The 18,583-nt window shown below is 40.5% G+C and carries 18 protein-coding genes; 13 read left to right on the top strand and 5 right to left on the bottom strand.

Features of this window, described 5'->3' with window-relative positions:
* Nucleotides 1–197: 197 nt before the first annotated feature.
* The 9 genes from FHS59_RS01885 to FHS59_RS01845 all read left to right on the top strand — a co-directional run bounded on the left by FHS59_RS01885 (nt 198) and on the right by FHS59_RS01845 (nt 8,361).
* The gene (locus tag FHS59_RS01885) at nt 198–902 is read left to right on the top strand and encodes a DUF4386 domain-containing protein (protein ID WP_184492716.1); all 705 of its coding nucleotides are present in this window, start codon (nt 198–200) and stop codon (nt 900–902) included.
* On the top strand, nt 899–1,855 hold the full coding sequence (locus tag FHS59_RS01880; protein ID WP_184492715.1) for an NAD(P)-dependent alcohol dehydrogenase: 957 nt from the start codon (nt 899–901) through the stop codon (nt 1,853–1,855). Before FHS59_RS01885 ends, FHS59_RS01880 begins: the two co-directional genes overlap by 4 nt.
* A gap of 228 nt (nt 1,856–2,083) precedes the next feature.
* Entirely contained in the window at nt 2,084–3,865 is a 1,782-nt protein-coding gene (locus FHS59_RS01875; protein WP_184492714.1) for a tetratricopeptide repeat protein, read from the top strand.
* Nucleotides 3,866–3,869: 4 nt separating this feature from the next.
* Nucleotides 3,870–5,096, top strand: a complete 1,227-nt coding sequence (locus FHS59_RS01870) for an MFS transporter (protein WP_184492713.1) — start codon at nt 3,870–3,872, stop codon at nt 5,094–5,096.
* Between the two features lie 104 nt (nt 5,097–5,200).
* Nucleotides 5,201–5,821 (top strand): CatB-related O-acetyltransferase, encoded by a 621-nt coding sequence (locus FHS59_RS01865; protein WP_184492712.1) that lies wholly within the window; start codon nt 5,201–5,203, stop codon nt 5,819–5,821.
* Nucleotides 5,822–6,048: 227 nt separating this feature from the next.
* Complete coding sequence (locus FHS59_RS01860) at nt 6,049–6,264, top strand: hypothetical protein (RefSeq protein ID WP_184492711.1); 216 nt, start codon at nt 6,049–6,051, stop codon at nt 6,262–6,264.
* Between the two features lie 141 nt (nt 6,265–6,405).
* Nucleotides 6,406–6,966, top strand: coding sequence for a hypothetical protein (locus FHS59_RS01855; RefSeq protein WP_184492710.1), 561 nt, complete (start codon nt 6,406–6,408; stop codon nt 6,964–6,966).
* A gap of 89 nt (nt 6,967–7,055) precedes the next feature.
* Nucleotides 7,056–7,409, top strand: coding sequence for a hypothetical protein (locus FHS59_RS01850; protein WP_184492709.1), 354 nt, complete (start codon nt 7,056–7,058; stop codon nt 7,407–7,409).
* A gap of 82 nt (nt 7,410–7,491) precedes the next feature.
* Entirely contained in the window at nt 7,492–8,361 is an 870-nt protein-coding gene (locus FHS59_RS01845; RefSeq protein ID WP_184492708.1) for an SDR family oxidoreductase, read from the top strand.
* A 74-nt stretch (nt 8,362–8,435) separates the two neighbouring features.
* Here FHS59_RS01845 and FHS59_RS01840 read toward each other — a convergent pair whose 3' ends face one another.
* Both FHS59_RS01840 and FHS59_RS01835 read right to left on the bottom strand, forming a co-directional pair.
* Complete coding sequence (locus FHS59_RS01840) at nt 8,436–9,125, bottom strand: LytR/AlgR family response regulator transcription factor (protein ID WP_184492707.1); 690 nt, start codon at nt 9,123–9,125, stop codon at nt 8,436–8,438.
* Nucleotides 9,113–10,231 carry a sensor histidine kinase gene (locus FHS59_RS01835; protein WP_184492706.1) on the bottom strand — a complete coding sequence of 373 codons (1,119 nt, stop codon included), beginning with the start codon at nt 10,229–10,231 and terminating at the stop codon, nt 9,113–9,115. The genes FHS59_RS01840 and FHS59_RS01835 overlap by 13 nt, the downstream gene beginning before the upstream one ends.
* A 203-nt stretch (nt 10,232–10,434) precedes the next feature.
* Here FHS59_RS01835 and FHS59_RS01830 point away from each other — a divergent pair, with 203 nt between their 5' ends.
* Together FHS59_RS01830 and FHS59_RS01825 are read left to right on the top strand one after the other, a co-directional pair.
* On the top strand, nt 10,435–11,316 hold the full coding sequence (locus tag FHS59_RS01830; protein WP_184492705.1) for an ABC transporter ATP-binding protein: 882 nt from the start codon (nt 10,435–10,437) through the stop codon (nt 11,314–11,316).
* On the top strand, nt 11,313–14,876 hold the full coding sequence (locus FHS59_RS01825) for a M1 family aminopeptidase (RefSeq protein WP_184492704.1): 3,564 nt from the start codon (nt 11,313–11,315) through the stop codon (nt 14,874–14,876). Before FHS59_RS01830 ends, FHS59_RS01825 begins: the two co-directional genes overlap by 4 nt.
* Before the next feature lie 486 nt (nt 14,877–15,362).
* Here the strand turns inward: FHS59_RS01825 and FHS59_RS01820 are convergent, their stop codons facing one another.
* On the bottom strand, nt 15,363–15,674 hold the full coding sequence (locus FHS59_RS01820) for a hypothetical protein (protein ID WP_184492703.1): 312 nt from the start codon (nt 15,672–15,674) through the stop codon (nt 15,363–15,365).
* A 351-nt stretch (nt 15,675–16,025) separates the two neighbouring features.
* On the opposite strand from FHS59_RS01820, the gene FHS59_RS01815 reads away from it, so the two are divergent.
* The gene (locus FHS59_RS01815; RefSeq protein ID WP_184492702.1) at nt 16,026–16,445 is read left to right on the top strand and encodes a helix-turn-helix domain-containing protein; all 420 of its coding nucleotides are present in this window, start codon (nt 16,026–16,028) and stop codon (nt 16,443–16,445) included.
* An 81-nt stretch (nt 16,446–16,526) separates the two neighbouring features.
* On the opposite strand, the gene FHS59_RS01810 is transcribed toward FHS59_RS01815, so the two are convergent.
* Together FHS59_RS01810 and FHS59_RS01805 are read right to left on the bottom strand one after the other, a co-directional pair.
* Nucleotides 16,527–17,036 (bottom strand): PIN domain-containing protein, encoded by a 510-nt coding sequence (locus FHS59_RS01810; RefSeq protein WP_184492701.1) that lies wholly within the window; start codon nt 17,034–17,036, stop codon nt 16,527–16,529.
* Complete coding sequence (locus FHS59_RS01805; RefSeq protein WP_184492700.1) at nt 17,036–18,091, bottom strand: helix-turn-helix domain-containing protein; 1,056 nt, start codon at nt 18,089–18,091, stop codon at nt 17,036–17,038. The genes FHS59_RS01810 and FHS59_RS01805 overlap by 1 nt, the downstream gene beginning before the upstream one ends.
* Nucleotides 18,092–18,352: 261 nt before the next feature.
* On the opposite strand from FHS59_RS01805, the gene FHS59_RS01800 reads away from it, so the two are divergent.
* The gene (locus tag FHS59_RS01800; protein ID WP_184492699.1) at nt 18,353–18,580 is read left to right on the top strand and encodes a DUF2188 domain-containing protein; all 228 of its coding nucleotides are present in this window, start codon (nt 18,353–18,355) and stop codon (nt 18,578–18,580) included.
* Nucleotides 18,581–18,583: the final 3 nt, after the last annotated feature.

Genomic DNA, 18,583 nt, shown 5'->3' with positions numbered 1-18,583 from the left:
TGTCAAAGAATTGGCACAAAGCATCAATCTTACTTTTTTACCCTGCTTTACTTTTACACCTATCAATTAAACAGATTTTGAATCAAGGAAATCCTCAAGATTTTACCTCATTTCCGGAAATGGACTTCCGAGTAGAAAAGTAATGGAATGATTATTTCCTGATTTGAAGCGAAATCCAATCCAAAACCCCTAGAATAATGGGAAATCAAATCCAAAATACCCCACAGGTCAGACTTATTGGAACACTATATGTCTTTGTCATCATTTTGGCAGGTTTTAGTCAGGGATATGTGAGGGAAGGAATTTTTGTTGAGGGAGATGTTTTCAATACTTCCGAGAATATCCTTGAAAATGAAGGGCTATTCCGCCTCGGACTCATGACGGATCTTTTAGCATTTTTATTAGATGCCATCATTTCTGTATTGCTTTATTTACTTTTTAAACCCTACGGAAAAACACTTGCCCTTATTTCTTCTTCCCTGCGGCTTTTGGCACATCCCGCGATTGGAACGCTCAATCTACTCAACCACTACCTTGCACTTCATGTATTGAAAAGTGAAACTTTGTCTTTGTCTTTTAATCAGGATCAAATAGCCTCTCTAAGCCATCTCTTCATGGATGTACATAGCTATGGATACCTGATTGCAGGAGCTTTTTTTGGGATTCATTGTCTTTTACTGGGAGTTCAGCTCTTCCAAAGTGGTGTCTTCCCTAAGTTTCTTGGCATGCTCATGTTTTTTGCCGGTTTGGGCTATTTAGTTGAAACATTTGGTGACTTTACTTTTCCCGGAAACGAGGTGCTATTCTCTTGGATCGTTGGCATATCTGCTGCTTTGGGCGAAGTCACCCTGGCATTTTACTTCCTGATCAAAGGCTCAAAAATCAAATCCGTTACAGCATGAAAGCAATAATCTATCAAGAATATGGTTCAACAGAAAACCTCAAACTTCAAGAGATAAATCAGCCTGAACCCAAAGCAGATGAGGTTTTAATCAAGGTTCTGGCGGCATCGGTCAATCAAGCTGATAGACATCTTTTGAGTGGAACTCCCTTTCCGGTTCGTTTTACCACTGGATTGTTTCGACCGAAGTTTCAAACGCTTGGGGCAGATGTTTCGGGAGTGATTAAGAGCATTGGGAAAAACATCAGCCAGTTTAAGGTAGGTGATGAAGTTTATGGGGATCTTTCAGGGATTGGCTTTGGAGGCTTTGCTGAATATGCTGTAGCCAAAGAAGAGGCCCTGGCAATAAAGCCCAAAAATCTATCATTTGGGGAAACAGCAGCCATGCCCATGGCCTCGGTAACGGCTTTGCAGGGATTAAGGGATTTGGGAGAAATTCAAAAAGGAGATGAGGTACTTATCAACGGAGCTTCAGGAGGTGTAGGTGGTTTTGCCGTCCAAATCGCCAAGGCCTACGGTACCCGGGTCACAGCAGTCTGTAGCGGAAGAAATGAGGATCTGGCTAAAATACAGGGGGCTGATGAAGTCATAGATTATTCCCTTCGCGATTTCACCAAAGAAGATCGAAAATTCGATTTGATTCTAGATGGACCAGTTAATCATTCACTCAGTGAAATAGAAAGAGTTTTGAAAGGAAATGGAAGGTATGTTGCCTTTGGCTTTTCCATGGAGGCGCTTCTTCTGGGATCTTGGAAATCTTTCCGAACTGGGAAGAAATTCGAAACCCTACTTGCAAAAGCGAAACAAGCCGACCTTAAGCTAATGGCAAACCTTGCTGATGAAGGAAAGATCAAACCTTATATCCAACAAAGCTTTACGCTCGATGAAGTTCCTCAAGCTTTGGATTTGTTGATCAATGGAAAGGTTTCGGGAAAATTGGCAATTACCATCTAATCTTATGATTGGGATTTTAGAATTCAGCTACCTTTTCTACTATTGAATTGTAAGTAAATAGGCAATAAATGATTGCCAAAAAAAGTATCAATTAGAGACTCAATAAATCCACTTTATCTATGTTTTTAGCTTTAACATTTAGCCAAAAACTTCAGGAAGTTTTATCTTGAGTGCTATTTATGACCTAATTTCAATTACCAAGATGTTCTTGGGCTTTTTTTCCTTTGGATGAATCAACGCTCCATCGCAGTACTCCCTTTTGATAATCTCAGTTCAGATCCGGAAAATGAATATTTTTCTGACGGAATGGCTGAGGAAATCATCAATGCACTAAGCAAAATCCAAAGCCTAAAAGTAATAGCCAGAACTTCTTCCTTTGCCTTTAAAGGTCAAAAAATCGACGTACGTATTATTGGCAATAAACTGGGCGTCGCTTCTGTCATCGAGGGTAGTATTCGAAAAGCGGGAAGCCGGGTTCGGATCGCAATACAACTTATTCGCACAGACAATGGATTTCATATCTGGTCCGAAACCTTTGACCGGACTTTGGAGGATATTTTTGACCTACAGGATGAAATCAGCCTTTTGGTCGCAGATCGAATTCGGGAGAATTTTGGGCATATGGATATTGAGGACAGCCTTGTATCTTCCAAAACAAGTAACCCGGAGGCATACGACCTTTTCCTTAAGGCAAGTCATCACTTTAAGCGAAAAGACTTGGCCGATGTCAAAGAAGCTCTCCTGTTGTTTACCAAAGCCACCGAACTAGACCCCGAATTTACCGAGGCTTATGCTTATATCGGAGAAACCTATCTTCACCATGCTGGTTTCAATTTAATTTCTGCCAAAGAGGGTTTTCAGAAATCCAGAGAATATGCTCAAAAAGCACTGAATATCAATCAAAAAGACATGCGTGCCCATAAGGTCATGGCTTATGTCCACCTCTTTCATGACTGGAATTGGGAAGCAGCCATCCAATCCTACAATCAAGCAGTAGCAGCAGGACTGAATAACGAAATTGATTTTATTACCAACTACTATATTTTCATCCAAAAGGATTACGACTTGGCCATTGCTATCGCCAAAGAAAATCAATCTAGGGATCCACTTCACATCATAAGCTACTGGTGGTTAGGACTCTGTTATTACCTCTCGGGCAGGTTTAAAGAAGCTCTTTCTGCATTTGAAGAAAGCTTACGGATCGACCCTGATTTCAGTGAAGCTCTTCGCTGGAAAGGTTTGGTTTTAGGGTATCTGGGAAGATTTGAAGAGGCCTTTCAGACCCTCGACAAAGCGATCGAATTGACCAAGGGGGAAGGCTTGGTCAAACTGGATCTGATGACAGTAAAAGTGCTTAGCGGTGAGATCGAAGGAGTGCTCGAGGAACTCGAAAACAGTCACTACATTGACCCCTGTGACCCAGCGGCTTTATACAGTTTGATGAATCGACCAGATAAGGCGGTATACTTTCTTCAGAAAGGCTTGGAAGAAAAATCAAGTATGATGGTAAGCTTAAAATACTGGTGGGTTTGGGACAATATTCGAGAAGACCAGGGATTTCTGGAAATCTATAAACAAATGAATTTCGAAGACCATAAAGTACATCGACAGCATCCATCCAACCAGCAACTCGTCATTGCACAATCCAGTCAAATGACAGAGGAAGAATGTGAATATTTTCTTCAAAGCCTGCGGGCAAAAATGGCCTTGGAAGAGGTAGTGACTGACACCAATCTTACCTTACGCTCTTTGGCTGAGCAGATTGAGCTGCACCCAAACAAGCTTTCTTGGCTAATCAACATGAAACTGGGTCAAAATTTTAATGACTATGTCAATTCCCATCGCCTTTCTATCTTCCAGCGAAAAGTCATTGACAAAGCCAATGCACATATTACCTTGTTGGGAATGGCATATGAAAGTGGATTTACATCCAAATCAGTGTTCAATGATTTTTTCAAAAAATCAACAGGTCTGACACCCAAAGCCTGGGTAAAAGCTCATAGAAATTAACCCCATGCGAGAAAAGGAAGAATTCACTTCTTATCAAAAGTTAGTCATTTTGGGCCTGGGCAGCCTCCTTTTTACAGTTGTATTAGACTACATGCTATTGCCAGCCTTGAGCAGTACTCTTCTCGATAAGCTCAATCTCAGCACGGAAGAATTCGGTTTGGTTGCTTCTGCCTATGCCGTAAGTGCCGGGATTTCCGCCATTCTTGCATCTGGTTTTGCGGATAGATTTGATCGAAAATCCTTTCTGATCGTATTTTACAGTGGATTTTTAATGGGAATCATTTTCTGTGCGTTGTCGCCCTCATTTCCCATGCTTTTGGGAGCCAGAATTATTACTGGGGCTTTTGGAGGAATGATTGCCTCGATTTCTTATGCCCTTGTGGCTGATTTGTTTACCTTAGAACAAAGAGGTCAAGTGATGGGATGGATCCAAATGGCTTTTGCTGCCAGTTTAGTGATAGGCCTTCCTTTGTCCCTATTTCTAGCCAGCTCTTTTTCCTGGCAATTATCTTATGGGTTGATCTTTGGTTTGGGAAGCCTGGCTCTATTGCTTGTTAGTTTTATTATTCGTCCTTCAAAAAAACATAGCACAAGACTTTCTTCCCCCTGGGCACATCTTTTTCAAAGTTTAAGAAGGTCTTCCTATTGGACTGTTTTTGGAGCCAATATTTTGATTGTAGGAGGAGATGTGATTTTTATGACATTCAATGCGGCTTACCTTACTTACAACCTTGGAATTGAAGAAAGTGAACTTCCATGGGTTTATGGAGCCATTGGTCTGACTACATTGATTTCAGCTCCTGTATTTGGAAGGATTTCGGATAGGATTGGGAAATGGGTTGTTTTTTCCACGGGGACTTTGATAGCCATTTTAGCAGTTCTGGTTTACACCTGGTCAAATACGGCATCTTTTGAATGGATTATTTTGCTCCATGTAATTTTATATTTGGGAATAAACGCAAGAATGATCTCCCTTTCTGCTTTGGCAACAGCGATCCCTGCAGCTTCCAACCGTGGTGCTTTCATGGCCATTGATTCATCTATCCAGCAATTGGCTGGAGGTTTAGCAGCTGCAGTTGCGGGCTGGGTTATTTTTCAAGATGCGGATGGCAGATTACTTCATTATCCTCAAATAGGTTCGCTGATTGCAGTATTGATGGTCCTTTCTTCGGTATTGGTGCTTTTGGTAAACATAATAGTCAATACCAAATCTACCTCCGAAGAGAACTGATTTAGGCGAGATCTTTCCTAATACGTCCGAAATCATAAACCCGGACGCTTATAATCACTTTTTTAGGCTCTTTTACTTCATTCCCATCAAAAAACGATCTAATTATGACTGCTCCAGATAAAGAACAAGCCTTTCCCCTTGCCGGCTATAAGCGACTTTGCTTTCTAAAGAACCTGATCAAAAACCCACAAATTCAGGTAGGGGACTTTACCTATTATGATGATTTTGAAGATGTTCACAATTTTGAAAAAAATGTCAAATACCTCTTCGATTTTGTAGGCGACCGGTTAATCATCGGAAAGTTTTGCATGATCGCTTCAGATGTGACTTTCCTTATGAACGGAGCCAATCACCTTTCCAAAGCTCTATCCTCTTATCCTTTTGCAATTTTTGGGAAAGGCTGGGAAAAAGCCATGGAAGGCAAAAGCTATCCTCAAAAAGGTGACACCATCATCGGGAATGATGTGTGGATCGGATATGCTGCAACCATCATGCCCGGAGTCAAAATCGGAGATGGAGCTATCATTGCGAGCAAGTCGGTCGTCACGAGAGATGTAGAACCTTACAGTATTATAGGAGGCAATCCTGCCCAAGAAATCAGAAAGCGCTTTTCTAAAGAAAAAATAGAACAGCTATTGAAGTTGAAATGGTGGGATTGGCCGATTGAGCGAATCACCCAAAACGTACAGCATCTTACCGGCGATCGAGTAGCGAATTTGCTTTGAGCGAAATAAATCTGAATCTGCTAACCTTCAATGCCAAAGGGAAATCAACCTCCTTTTGGCATTTCTTTTTTTAGCGCGCTCCCCAAAAAGCTGATTTTTCATTCCTCAATTTCCTCCAAAGTCCGGGATTTCACGAAAACGTCCCAAATCATAATTCAAGACGACTGGAGACGCTCTATACCCCAACTTTGTCACAGTTATTTATCAAAAACCTAACACATACAACGATGAAAAATAAAGCAATCACACTAGGAACAAGTATTGGTATCGCCATTGGAACACTGCTCGGAGTAGCAATAGGCACATCCATCGGCATCATCGCACTCGGATTATTGGGAGTGGACTTTGACAATCAAATCACTTTCTGGATCAGCACAGGAATGGCTGTAGGTGGAGGAATCAGCCTGGTCAACTTTATGCTCAAATCCTCCAAAGAAGATTAATCAGGCATCAATTGGGTTAAAGTCCGGGATCTCACCAAAACGTCCATAATCATATTTCAAGACGACTGCCCACCCCCTTTAGCCCAAATTTGTCCCATCAATTTTGAAACAGACACAAGTAAAACTTAAACAACACAAAAAATGAAAAAGCTAATCTTTATCTTCTTCTTTGGCCTGATCACAACTCTGAATATTCAGGCCCAAACTGAAAACCCCATCCACAAAGGCTTCACCGCCGGAGCCTCTGTCGGTGTAGGAGTACTACACTTCACAGATGGGATGTCCGAAAAAGCCACCCGTGGAGGAATCTCCCTCCCTAACCTAAAAATGGGTTGGTTTGTATCTCCCCGAACGGCAATTTATGTCAATACCGTTGGTCAAATCTATGATTCAGAGGGAGTTGACCGAAGCTTCGAGGGTATTATCCCATCCATCCAATATTGGGCTACGGATAAGTGGTGGATCAGCGGCGGTTATGGTGCATCTCTTGATATGCGAGCACTTTATGAATCAAAGGCTGATTCCAAAAAAAATGAATGGGGAAAAGGAGTTTTGATCTCTACAGGTTACGAAGTTCTACAGCGTGAAAAGTGGGCCCTGGATATCCAAAGCCGTCTTTATATGGCTCGGGTAACCAGAATTGAAGGTGGTAATCTGGATGCAACCAATTTCTCCATCGGAGTAGGTATTACGCTTTTCTAAAATCAGAAAATCATTTTAAAAGAACCAGCTAGGACAGTCATGTTTCATTCATAGGCTATCCTTCTGGATTTCTTCAAACCAATTAAGCCATGAAATCCCAAAATATTTTCCTATTCCTTTTTGCTATGTTCAACTTTCAATTCCTCTTTGCTCAAAACATCCTTAAAAAGGAAAAAAACCTAGACAGTCTTTTCCAGGAAACAATGGAAAATGAGTTGCTTCATAATGCCCTCTTTCGGCTTGAATCCAAAACGCTGGAATTTCAAAAAAGCTGGGCTCATGGACACTTTATTGACGGCAAAAAAGTAGAAATCAATAGCCCATTCCATATTGCCAGCCTGGGAAAAACCTTTACAGCAGTGACTATTGCCCAGAATTGTATGCTTATTTCAGCGGTACTTTCAACCAATCTGAATTCCAAAAAGGATCTATGGAGTTTTTGATCAAGGTATTGATGGAGCTAAAAAACACTAAAATTTAGGCTTAGATAACCCTCTGAATTTAAAAGACCAAACTCAAAGAAACATGCAAGGAAAAATAATTCTGGCAGGAGCCACCGGGTATTTAGGAGGTTATATCTCCAAGGAGCTCAAGTATCAAAAATTTGATTTTTTGGCTTTTGGACGTAGCGAAGAAAAGCTCAAAAAAATGGGCTTAGCTCATACGCAATTTCAAGTCGTCGATGTTACGAAATTGGATACTTTTCCAAAAATCGAGGAACCAATAGACACAGTTATTTCAACTGTTGGAATCACCCGTCAAAAGGACGGACTAAGTTATATGGATGTGGATTATCAAGCCAATCTCAATCTTTTAGAGTTTGCCATACGGCACCGAGCAAGAAAGTTTGTTTATGTATCCGTGCTAAATGGAGAACAACTGCGTCACTTGAAAATAACTGCAGCTAAAGAACGCTTCGTCGATTCCTTGAAAGATTCAGGATTGGAATACAGCATCATTAGACCTAACGGTTTTTTCTCCGACATGAAGGACTTCTTGGCAATGGCAAAATCAGGCCGCGTGTATCTGTTTGGAAACGGGGAATTCAAACTCAATCCCATTCACGGAATGGATCTGGCTCGAGTGGTCATTGACAGCATTGCGTCCCCTCAAAAGGAAATCGAAGTTGGCGGCCCGGATATTTTTACACAAAATGAAATCGGGAAACTTGCCTTAGAAGCCTTGGGTAAAAAAATAAAAATCGTCCATCTTCCTGATTGGATGCGGAGGACTGCATTAGCCTTCATGCGTACCTTTACAAGTTCTAAGACTTATGGGCCAATAGAGTTCTTTTTAAGTATGATGGCTCAGGATAATATAGCTCCACGGCATGGCGTACATCGTCTCGAAACTTTTTTCCGGGAAGAGAGTGATCATACAAAAGAAGCAGTGTAGCTAGTTTTACTGGAAAATAGATTGATGAATTCTTGAACAACTAGTTCATTCTACGACAATTATAAGAGAAAAATTCAAGTCAAATACCCTAAAAGATTTGCTTTATAAGTCTGACCAACAGGAACTTTTATCCCAGAAATACTGATTTGATTTCCTTCCACATATTCTATTCGATGTCGATTGATCAGATATGACTTATGAACACGAATAAAATTGTGAGAAGGGAGCTTGGATTCCAAATCTGAAATCTTTTCAGGACAAATTATCATACCTCCAGAGTGAAAAACCTTGCAGTAATTCCCAAGTGCCTCCACATATAAAATCTCCTGCATTTTAAGCTGTACATGCTTTTTGTCTGACTTAAGAAAAATCCGCTCTGGTTCATCCTCTTTTTTGGAAGCTGAAGCATTTGAAGAGCATACCTTATTGATAGCTTTGATAAACCGATCCAGACTGAATGGTTTCAGCAAATAATCGGCAATATCCAGCTCATAACCTTGGAGGGCAAACTCCTGATGAGCAGAAGTTACAATCACCTTGGGAGGGTTTGGCAGAGATTTCAATAATTCAAAGCCTGTAAGTTTTGGCATATTGATATCTAAAAAGATCAGATCTACCTGATTACTCCTGAAAAACTCCAAAGCCTCAAATCCATTGTAGAAATTGCCCGCTTTTGCCAAAAAGGAAAAGTTCTCACAATAGCCTTCAATAATACGATGCGCGATAGGCTCATCATCCAAAATCACATAGGTTACCTGCTCCATAAGATTTCCAAAACCAAAGTATAGATACCGTTCTTTTGAGTGATTTGCAAGGAATGTTCCCCGGGATAGGTTAATTCCAGTCTTCTCTTTAAGTTCTCTAAACCAATTCCATTTCCCTCATTCTTACTTTCCAAATCATAATTATTGGCCACTTTCAGGCTAAGCTTTTCCAGATTTGCAGACAAATCAATGGTAACAATAGCGCCTTCAGTAAGTTTTTCCACCCCATGTTTAAAAGCATTCTCAACCGGAACAATAAAAAGCAAAGGGGCGATTTTTAAACCATCAATAACATCTACATTAAATTCAATGGTAGGCGCATTCCGGTGTCGCAATTTGTGCAAGGCTAAAAAACTCTCAAGGTATTCCACCTCCTTGCTCAGCAAGACCTCATTTTCTTTTCCTTCATAAATGGTATACCGCATCATATCCGACAGCTTCAGCACCACCTCAGGTGCAGCATCAGATTTCTCCACACAAAGTCCATAGAGGTTATTAAGTGTATTAAAGAGAAAATGCGGATTGATCTGGTTTTTCAGCATGGCCAGTTCAGCCTGATTTTTCTGGTTTTCCAGATCTCTCATCCTTTTCCATTGCTCAAATACCCAAAGCAGCAGGAAAAACGGAATAGGAATCAGCAGCATAAAAATCGCTAATTCATGATTTTCTCTCAGGTAAGTTTCATTCCATCGAATCAGCGTAAAAACAATCCAAATCAGCCCATAGACAAGAAAAATGACCTTTTGGAATTTTTTAAAAAATATGGGAGCCACAAATTGGGCTATCCCCATCCAAAATAGGATCAGCAAAAATATAGAAACAGGATTATCAGGAATCGACATCCATTGATCCAAAAGCAAAGTTCCGGTGAGAAATAGTGCCAAATAGAGAATCCTTAGTAAACTCTGCTTGCGAAGGCGAATCTTTCGACTGTAGTAAAAAAGCAAACTAGCCAACATCCACCATGAACCAAGAATCAGGATATTTTCAAGGTATTCATCAAAATCAATTTTGATAAAACCCATCCTCTGAAGCAAAAAGCAGACGAGTACCGTCACAGCGAAACCCCATCCTAGGGCTTTGAATAAAGTTAATTTTGGAAACATACTTCTAAGATAGGGGGCAGGTATTTTGGAGAAAATAAAGATGACCAACGCTTTCTATTTCATGACGAACATCAGCAAGCTGGCGATTTCCCCAAAAAAAATATAAAATCTCAAGTTCATCCTCCTAACCGGGCAGTTCGACATCTAAATTATTTCTGCTCAGACCGATTTCCAACCTTCGTCTTTCCAGAAATAAAAAGGCAATGAAGAACATTCTTGAAATCAACAATCTCTGCAAAACCTATCCCAATGGCGTAAAGGCATTGGATGGCGTGTCTCTCACCACAGAAAACGGAATGTTTGGTCTCCTGGGCCCAAACGGTGCTGGCAAATCAACGCTCATGAGAACTTTGGCGATGCTTCAGTCGGCTGAATCCGGTAAAATTCTGTTTAACGGAACGGATGTTCAACCACAACCTGAGATTATCCGATCCGCACTAGGATACTTGCCACAGGAATTTGGAGTTTATCCAAAGGTCTCTGCCTTAGAATTATTGGATCATATCGCTGTCCTCAAAGGGATTACAGATTATGGACAGCGAAAGGAACAGGTGGATTTTCTTTTGCAACAAACGAATCTCTACCAACACCGAAAAAAGGCTGTGTACTCCTATTCAGGTGGGATGAGACAACGATTTGGAATTGCTCAGGCACTACTTGGCGATCCCAAACTGATTATAGTGGATGAACCCACCGCAGGTCTGGACCCCGAAGAAAGAAATCGATTTTTGAATCTTCTTAGTGAAATCGGGGAAAACATCATCGTTATCCTTTCTACCCATTTGGTGGATGATGTGTTGGAGCTTTGTCCTCAAATGGCAATTATGAATCAAGGTAAAATCCTTGTTCAGGGAAATCCAGTCTTGCTCACTGCACGTTTGAAGGGCAAAATATGGTGTAAAAAAGTCACCAAATCGGAGTTGCCCCAGTATCAGGAAAAGCTGAATATCATCTCTTCAAAATTGATCGCCGGAGAAACGCTGATTCATGTAATAGCTGATGAATTACCAGCTGCAGGTTTTGAATCTACCCATCCCAATCTGGAAGACTTCTATTTCACCACCCTTAAAAGTTTCAAGAAATGAAAGGCTTCAAATTTTTATCCCTGCTTCTTTTTGAGCTCAACTACCAACTCAGAACCAAAGCAGTGTACCTCTTTACTCTGATCTACTTTGGCTTTGCCTGCTTGATGGGAAGTCAGGGTGCCACCCCAGCTGGCGTGAATTACAATTCGGAATATGAGCTGTTCTTTAAAATGGGCCTGATCAGCTTGGGAGCGGTCTTTTCCATCATGTTTTTTGTAGTGACGGCCGTTCAGAGAGATAGCAAATATGGAATGGAAGCACTTATTTTTTCCAGTCCACTTTCCAAATCAACATTCTTTTTCAGTCGTTTCTTGGGCGCCTGGCTTGTAGGAATTCTGGTGATTATACTAGCAATTCCAGGCTTCTACCTGGGAGTTAATATCTCCGGACTAGATCCAAGCAAAGTTGCAATTTTCCAGATTCAGGATAGCATTGCTGTAGCAGGGATGCTTCTGATTCCTTCAGTTAGCATTTGCACTGTTCTGCTATTCTCCGCTTGCCTGATCACCAAAAACTCTTTGGCCACCTATTCCGTGGCGGTTTTAATTTATGCTTTGTATTTCATCTCTGCCATTTTCCTGAACTCACCGCTCTTGGCAAATGCAGCTCCAGTTTCCAGCGAGAACTTATTCCTAGCAGCTCTGGCGGACCCTTTTGGGCTATCAGCTTTCTTCGAGCAAACCAATCTTTGGACTCCTTTTCAAAAAAATCAGGAGCGGATTTCATTTATCAGTTTGCTGGGGTTGAACAGGTTGATCTGGCTAGGGATCAGCGGATTGATTTTGGCAGCTTGCTTTCGCATATTCTCTTTTAGATCCCACAATCAAAAACAGCAAAAAACTGACCTCCTCAAAGAAACTGAAGGTGTAAATCGTCTTTCATTCCCCAAACCAAAAAAGGCTACCATTTCAATCCGTAATTACTTCCCAATCCTTACTTCTCTGATCCGAATGGACCTGAAATTCATATTCCAAAGCATTGCATTTTGGGCAGTGCTGGGAACCTGGATTGTGCTGGCCGTAACTGAAATCTATTCTAAACTCTATGCTGGGGGAGCCTATGATGAGAATTACTTTCCTGCCAGCCAACTGCTTTTGGAGCAGGTCCAGCAACCTTTGTATTTGTTTGGAATCTTGCTGCTGGTGTTTTTCTCTGGTGAATTAGTCTGGCGAGTAAAAAATGTTAAATCACATGAAATAATAAGTGCCACACCTTTTCCAAACACCTATTTTTTCCTTTCTAAACTGGGTTCCCTCTCAATTCTAGTAATGCTTTTGATCGGAGTGACAATGGTTATTTCCTTAAGCTTCCAGTTAATACAAGGCTATATGAATTCAGACAGCTTCGCAATCTTTAGCATTTTGTTATTTCCGGGAATCCCCCTACTCTTCTATGCTTCCTTTTTTCTTATAATTCAGAATTTCTCTCGAAGCAATTACCTTGGCATGGGACTTTCAGTCCTTGCATTCGCCTTATTTGCCGGGCCTTTAGGAACAGCAATAGGTTTAAATCATCCTTTGTGGCAAATGGGCGATCTACCTCCTCTAAGCTACAGCCAGCAAGCAGGATGGGAGATGAACAGTCCAGGATTTTGGATTTTTGCATTGCTTTGGTCAGTTCTGGCCCTATCGGCAATTCTGCTTTTGGCCAAGCATTGGACCGGCGGATTGAATAGAATCAAAGTCACTCAAGTCTGGAATAAACCCACCTTTTTCGGACTTGGGGCTTTGCTGGCATTCTTCGCTTTATCGGGTTTCTGTGCGTATCAGATCAACATTATCGAGGGATATCAAAGTAGCGATCAGCTGCTGGATAGGCAGGAAGCCTATGAATTAACTTACAAGCGATTCGAAAATGCTCCGGTACTGAGTTATTCTTCCATTCAATTGAAAGTCGATCTTTTCCCTTCAAAAGGAACTTACCATGCTTTGGTAAAAGGAAAATTAAAGAATAACTCAGAGGAAGCCATAGATAAAATGCTCCTCACGGAGAAAGAGTTTTTAGAAAATCTATGGATGGAGCAAGCTTCCAATCTTGACAAAAACGAGCTCCTGAAAGTCTACGAAATAGAATTTGAAAACCCGGTTTTGCCAGAGCAAGAAATAGAATTCTCTTTTGAGGTAAAAACTAACCCAACACTATTCAAGTACGATCCAGCCATTATTCAAGACGGTTCATATCTCAATTTAAGGGATTTTGCCCCCTACTTCGGTTATTCTGAAGGAAGAGAAATCAGCAATAATCAGGAAAGAAAAAAGCGCAATCTCCCTCTCAAGCCTGACAGATTTTCTACTCAGGATCATATGGAACAGCTGGAAGTCAACTTAATGAAGGTGGATTTTGAAGCTGAGATCAGCACCGAATCAGGACAAACAGCGTTAACCTCCGGCGATTTAATTACCAAGAAAACAGAAGGAAATAGGGAGATTTTCTTTTACAAAAGCCCTGAAAAAATTATGCCTGCAATAGCTATTTTTTCAGGAAATTATCAAGTAGAATCCCTCTTAACAGATAATCTTCAGCTTCAAGTTTATACAATTCCTGCCCATCGATTTGCATCCAAAGAAACACTAAACACCATGAAATTGAGTTTGGAATATCTATCCAAAACCTTTGGTGATTATCCTTTTTCATCGCTTAAAATCGTAGAAATCCCTTCTTTCTGGGGATTTGGGGGATTTGCCCATCCCGGCATCATCAGCATGGTGGAAGACAATTATTTTCTGGTAAAGCCACAGCCAGAAAATCAGTTCGACTTGCGTCGCAAACGTGCGATCCACGAAGTTGCACATCAATGGTTCGGACATTTGTTGGCACCTAGAAATATCCCTGGAGCTTCCTTCTTTGTAGAAGGTTTGGCAAAATATTCAGAGGCATTGGTCTTGAAAGAAACGGTAGGAAAACCGGCCATTTGGAATCTAACAGATAATGCCAACCGAACCTATTTTTCAGGAAGAGCATTTGCCAAAGAAACCGAGCCTCCACTCAGCTCAATGGAAGGGCAAAACTATTTGGCTTATGGAAAAAGTATCTTGAGTTTATTGGCAATTGAGGACTTAATCGGATCAGAAAGACTGAACTCTGTTATCCGGAAAATGGTCGATCAAAGCCGAAATAAAAGTATTCCTAGCATCGCTTTTCAGGATTTTCTCAACGAATTAAATCTCACTTGCAATGCTTCTGAAATGATGCTAATCAGGGATTGGCTGGAAAAAGTAATTCACTACGACATCAAAATCGAGTCTGCTCAATCCAGCGAACTTGACAATGGAAGTTTCGAGACCAGATTAACCTATTCTGCAAAAAAACTCGAAACGCTAAGTGATGGATCTATCCGGGAAATAGAATTCAATGAGCCGATAAGAATTGCTCTTTTTGAGAAACACCCAGATGAAAACATCTTGGAGAAAGAGATTATTTCATCAGAGATATTTAGCCTAGAAAGTGGCAAAAACGAGCTAATCCTACATTCTAAAGTAAAACCAAAATGGATAGGAATCGACCCTTGGGGAACCAGACCTGATCAAGATAGAAGGGATAATTTCTTAAAAATCGAGTAGTCATTTACCGATAGCAACATTTAGATGGAGTCTAATTCATAAAGGCAATAATAGTAGGATTTAGTAATAAGAGTAGTTTTTCGTCACTGCGAGCGAAGCGCGGCAGTCTCAATTTGGTTTTATAAACTCCTTTTGCCAGGAGGGTTTGCAATCCCTCCTTTATTTCTAACTGAATTTGAGCCCCTAAATTTTATGAATTTTTCTTACTTATTTTTTAGGCAAAAAGTAACAAAAGCCTTTGCCAGAAATCAGCTGCCTCCAATGGCATATTGCCCAGTGACGTTTAGGGAACTAATCCTCAAGCGAACCAAAATCCAGCCCTGTAGGGGCGATAGCTTTATAGCCCAGGGTTTCAACCCTGGGATTTAAGGATTTATGAGTACCCAGCGCTGGCCCGGAATTTTTACACGGAGACCGAAGCGAATTGCCAGCAAGATGGAAACGTATTGATTTTTAAAATCAAATGAAGAAAAGTGATTAAAAGTGTTAAACCAAAACACCAAGTAATGCCTCTAAACACTCCTTGCTCAACATCTTCAATTCTTCATTTGTAGTATCTACATGTGAATCAGCACTTCTATTCACAAACTCCATATAGACCTCCATAAATCGGTCTTTTTCTTGATCATTTTGGACTCCAATTAATCGGGCTACCAAATCAGCAATCCCCAAATAATGATTATCCATGGGGTCTAAGCCTAGGTTTGCTAGACCAATGGTCAGTTGAGAATGCTTTAAATCCGCAAGAATAATTTCTTCCAAAATAAATCTCAATTCTATTTCATTGATTGTTTTCATGACTCCCTTCTATTTAAATTCCTAACCTTAGGCTAATTACATAGCCAGAAGAAAGATCAATCAATCCTTATTTCTACCCAATTCATTTTCGGGATAAATTATCCACTATATTTTCTAAATTACCTTGATCATCGACATAATAAACTAAGATTAAAAGAGTATAATTCTTAAATTTGATTAAGCAGAATTATTTAAAACAAAGCAAAAAAAGTAACCTTGCCCCTGTGAGTGTCTTCCCTCACAGATCAGCAACACTGCCGCGGTTAGCGGCATACCAATCTAGAACAATTATCACACCTTCGTAGAGACACGAATGAGGGCGTAGAAAACTGAAATAAAAAGAAAATAACCATGAGCGACTCTTCCTCCAGACAGATCCACCAAGGCAGAAATGTAAAACGATTCAGAGAGATGCTTGGCTTCAAGCAGGAAGCATTGGCTTATGAACTGGGAGAAGACTGGAGCCAGAAGAAAATTTCCGCCCTAGAGCAAAAGGAAGAAATCGAAGAAAGCCTTCTTGCCCAAATTGCTGAAGTGTTAAAACTACCAGTGGATGCCTTTAAGAATTTTGACGAGGAACAGGCAGTGAATATTATATCTAGTACTTTTCATCATACTCAAGGAATTGTCAATTACAATCCGACTTTTCAAAACAACCCGATCGACAAATTAATCCAGCTTCACGAGGAAAAAATCGAATTGTACGAGCGGATGCTGAAGGAGAAGGATGAGATGATGGCTAGGTTGGAGAAGTTGATTGGAAACAAATAGTTTAAGAAAAAACTCTTTAAATCCCCCTTTATAAAAGGGAGCAGGGGATTTTTTTCCAAAATGAATTCTGTTCTGAATTGTTCAACTCCTCCAAATTTCCATTCTTTTCTCAATTTCCCTTTTCATTAGCCTTCCATGATACATTGAATTTATTTCAGGCATTTTATTAAGGATAGCCAAAGCTTTTGTTTCTGATAAAATTGAGTCACTGACCACCTGGTCCAAAACCCAAAAAATCCCATGATACGGTAGCCCTTGGGATCCGGCATAATCTCTGACCATCTTATCACTGCTGATCACCAAGGCGCCTCCAAGTTTCTTTGCAAGAAAAATTACAGTACAATCTTGAACAGAAAGCCCCCGAGGAAATGAAATCTTTTCCATTTCTAAAAAATCCGATTCACCCAAATTATGAACAGATAGCTTACCAACAGATTGATAAGCCTCTAAGATTTGTTGCTGTTCCTGATACAATTCATCCATCACCGACACTGTCGTATGCATATCCACATCCAACTGAAAAAACACCGAAATCAGATCCAACTCAATCAGATCAATAAAAATACAGGCATCCGTGACAGCTACCTTCATCAGAAAACAAGGTTCTCTTTCCTGAATTGAGCTAGCTTCTGATTTTTTAAAGATGCTGCTTTACTTACTGAAATGAAGTTTTCGGCAAGAGCTCGAAACAACAATTGTGAAAAGCGATTGGAATGCTCAGACCCTTCATATTCCACAGGTTCGTTGACTTTGTAGCCCAACTGGATAAAAGTCTGATAAAATTGTCTAAGGTAATTATCTGAAATCAACCCAATATCTTTTGCTCGATACACCAGCGCTTGCATGGATATCCCATACTGTTGCTTGATAGCAGTCAATTCATGAATAGATAGCTTGCTCCTTTTTCCACCAAGTTCTTTTTTGAGGGTCTCCTGGGGGATCAACATGGCAGTGGCAAAGGCATGACAAAACTTTTCTTTTTGCCTCTCTGGCAGATGATTGACCTTCAAAAGTAAATGCGCCAATTCATGAAATGCAGTGAACCGCTTTCGATCCAGCTTCTCTTTGAGTTTTGCTTTATTCAAAACGATCAGAGGAATTCGCTTTTCATTGACCCAGCTACAAAACCCATCAAATTCTTCTGAAGATTCCAGTTCTAGTACCTTGATATGATGATCTTCAAATAGCTCTATCACATTGGCTACGGCTCCCCTACCCAGTTCCCATTCATCTCGAAGCTTTTCAGCTGCAATCTCAATATCTTCCTGTGAACTGATAGTTAGTTCTGCAAGGGGATTATGAAAGGTAGTTTCTATCCCCAAAATTTCTTCCAGTTCCAAATATCTTCTTAACTCATCCTTCGCAACCTCCTCTATTCGAACCCGCTCTTTGGCTGGGTAACTCTGAAGCTTACGGAACTCTATCTCCCCAAACTCCACCGCAGTAGAAGTATAAAAGTAATCGGGTCTCACCCCTAAAGCTTCGGATAGGATTCCGATCATCGCACTATCGGGCACCACCTGCCCTTGCTCGTATTTGCTTAGGGATTGTTTGGTGACACGATTATCAATTTTGTCAGCCAGGCCTTGTAAGGATAGTCCATTCATCAAGCGAGCTGACTTTAGGCGTTCGGCAAAGTAATTCATACAAGTGTATAAGAGGGTTCGTAAAAGTAAACGCAAAAATAATACAGTAGTTTACAATTTTGTACATTTTTATACAGTTGACAACTACAAGTGACAAACGGTCACTCGGTCACTGACATTAATTTTCACAATTTCAGACATTTTGACAGAGAAAATACTGCTTTTTAAGATTTTATATACATTTTGAAGTAAATAAAACTCTATTTGACGAATTGGAATTTAATTTGATAGTTTGTCACTTAAACCACAACAAACATAATTATGTCAAAAGGAAAAAATCAACATGTAGTAAGACACGCAGATGGCTGGGCTGTCAGAGGTGCAGGCAATGAACAGGTAACACAGATTACCGACACACAACGGGAGGCTATTCAAATAGCTCGGGAAATCGCTCAGAATCAGCAATCCGAACTACTGATCCATGGTAGAAATGGACGGATTCGTGAACGGGATTCATTTGGAAACGATCCATTTCCACCAAAAGGGTAGTCG

Source organism: Algoriphagus iocasae (assembly GCF_014206875.1).
Taxonomy (GTDB): Bacteria; Bacteroidota; Bacteroidia; order Cytophagales; family Cyclobacteriaceae; genus Algoriphagus; species Algoriphagus iocasae.
The sequence above is the reverse complement of the archived record's forward strand: the minus strand, read 5'-3'. Positions and strand labels throughout refer to the sequence as shown.

Bases quoted from the DNA above. Each gene is read 5' to 3' on its own strand.
- FHS59_RS01885 (WP_184492716.1), top strand. From the start codon at position 198: ATGGGAAATCAAATCCAAAATACCCCACAGGTCAGACTTATTGGAACA.
- FHS59_RS01815 (WP_184492702.1), top strand. From the start codon at position 16,026: ATGAGCGACTCTTCCTCCAGACAGATCCACCAAGGCAGAAATGTAAAA.
- FHS59_RS01840 (WP_184492707.1), bottom strand. From the start codon at position 9,125: ATGGAGCAGGTAACCTATGTGATTTTGGATGATGAGCCTATCGCGCAT.
- FHS59_RS01870 (WP_184492713.1), top strand. From the start codon at position 3,870: ATGCGAGAAAAGGAAGAATTCACTTCTTATCAAAAGTTAGTCATTTTG.
- FHS59_RS01880 (WP_184492715.1), top strand. From the start codon at position 899: ATGAAAGCAATAATCTATCAAGAATATGGTTCAACAGAAAACCTCAAA.
- FHS59_RS01860 (WP_184492711.1), top strand. From the start codon at position 6,049: ATGAAAAATAAAGCAATCACACTAGGAACAAGTATTGGTATCGCCATT.
- FHS59_RS01855 (WP_184492710.1), top strand. From the start codon at position 6,406: ATGAAAAAGCTAATCTTTATCTTCTTCTTTGGCCTGATCACAACTCTG.
- FHS59_RS01820 (WP_184492703.1), bottom strand. From the start codon at position 15,674: ATGAAAACAATCAATGAAATAGAATTGAGATTTATTTTGGAAGAAATT.
- FHS59_RS01805 (WP_184492700.1), bottom strand. From the start codon at position 18,091: ATGAATTACTTTGCCGAACGCCTAAAGTCAGCTCGCTTGATGAATGGA.
- FHS59_RS01850 (WP_184492709.1), top strand. From the start codon at position 7,056: ATGAAATCCCAAAATATTTTCCTATTCCTTTTTGCTATGTTCAACTTT.
- FHS59_RS01835 (WP_184492706.1), bottom strand. From the start codon at position 10,231: ATGTTTCCAAAATTAACTTTATTCAAAGCCCTAGGATGGGGTTTCGCT.
- FHS59_RS01845 (WP_184492708.1), top strand. From the start codon at position 7,492: ATGCAAGGAAAAATAATTCTGGCAGGAGCCACCGGGTATTTAGGAGGT.
- FHS59_RS01830 (WP_184492705.1), top strand. From the start codon at position 10,435: ATGAAGAACATTCTTGAAATCAACAATCTCTGCAAAACCTATCCCAAT.
- FHS59_RS01875 (WP_184492714.1), top strand. From the start codon at position 2,084: ATGAATCAACGCTCCATCGCAGTACTCCCTTTTGATAATCTCAGTTCA.
- FHS59_RS01810 (WP_184492701.1), bottom strand. From the start codon at position 17,036: ATGAAGGTAGCTGTCACGGATGCCTGTATTTTTATTGATCTGATTGAG.
- FHS59_RS01865 (WP_184492712.1), top strand. From the start codon at position 5,201: ATGACTGCTCCAGATAAAGAACAAGCCTTTCCCCTTGCCGGCTATAAG.
- FHS59_RS01800 (WP_184492699.1), top strand. From the start codon at position 18,353: ATGTCAAAAGGAAAAAATCAACATGTAGTAAGACACGCAGATGGCTGG.
- FHS59_RS01825 (WP_184492704.1), top strand. From the start codon at position 11,313: ATGAAAGGCTTCAAATTTTTATCCCTGCTTCTTTTTGAGCTCAACTAC.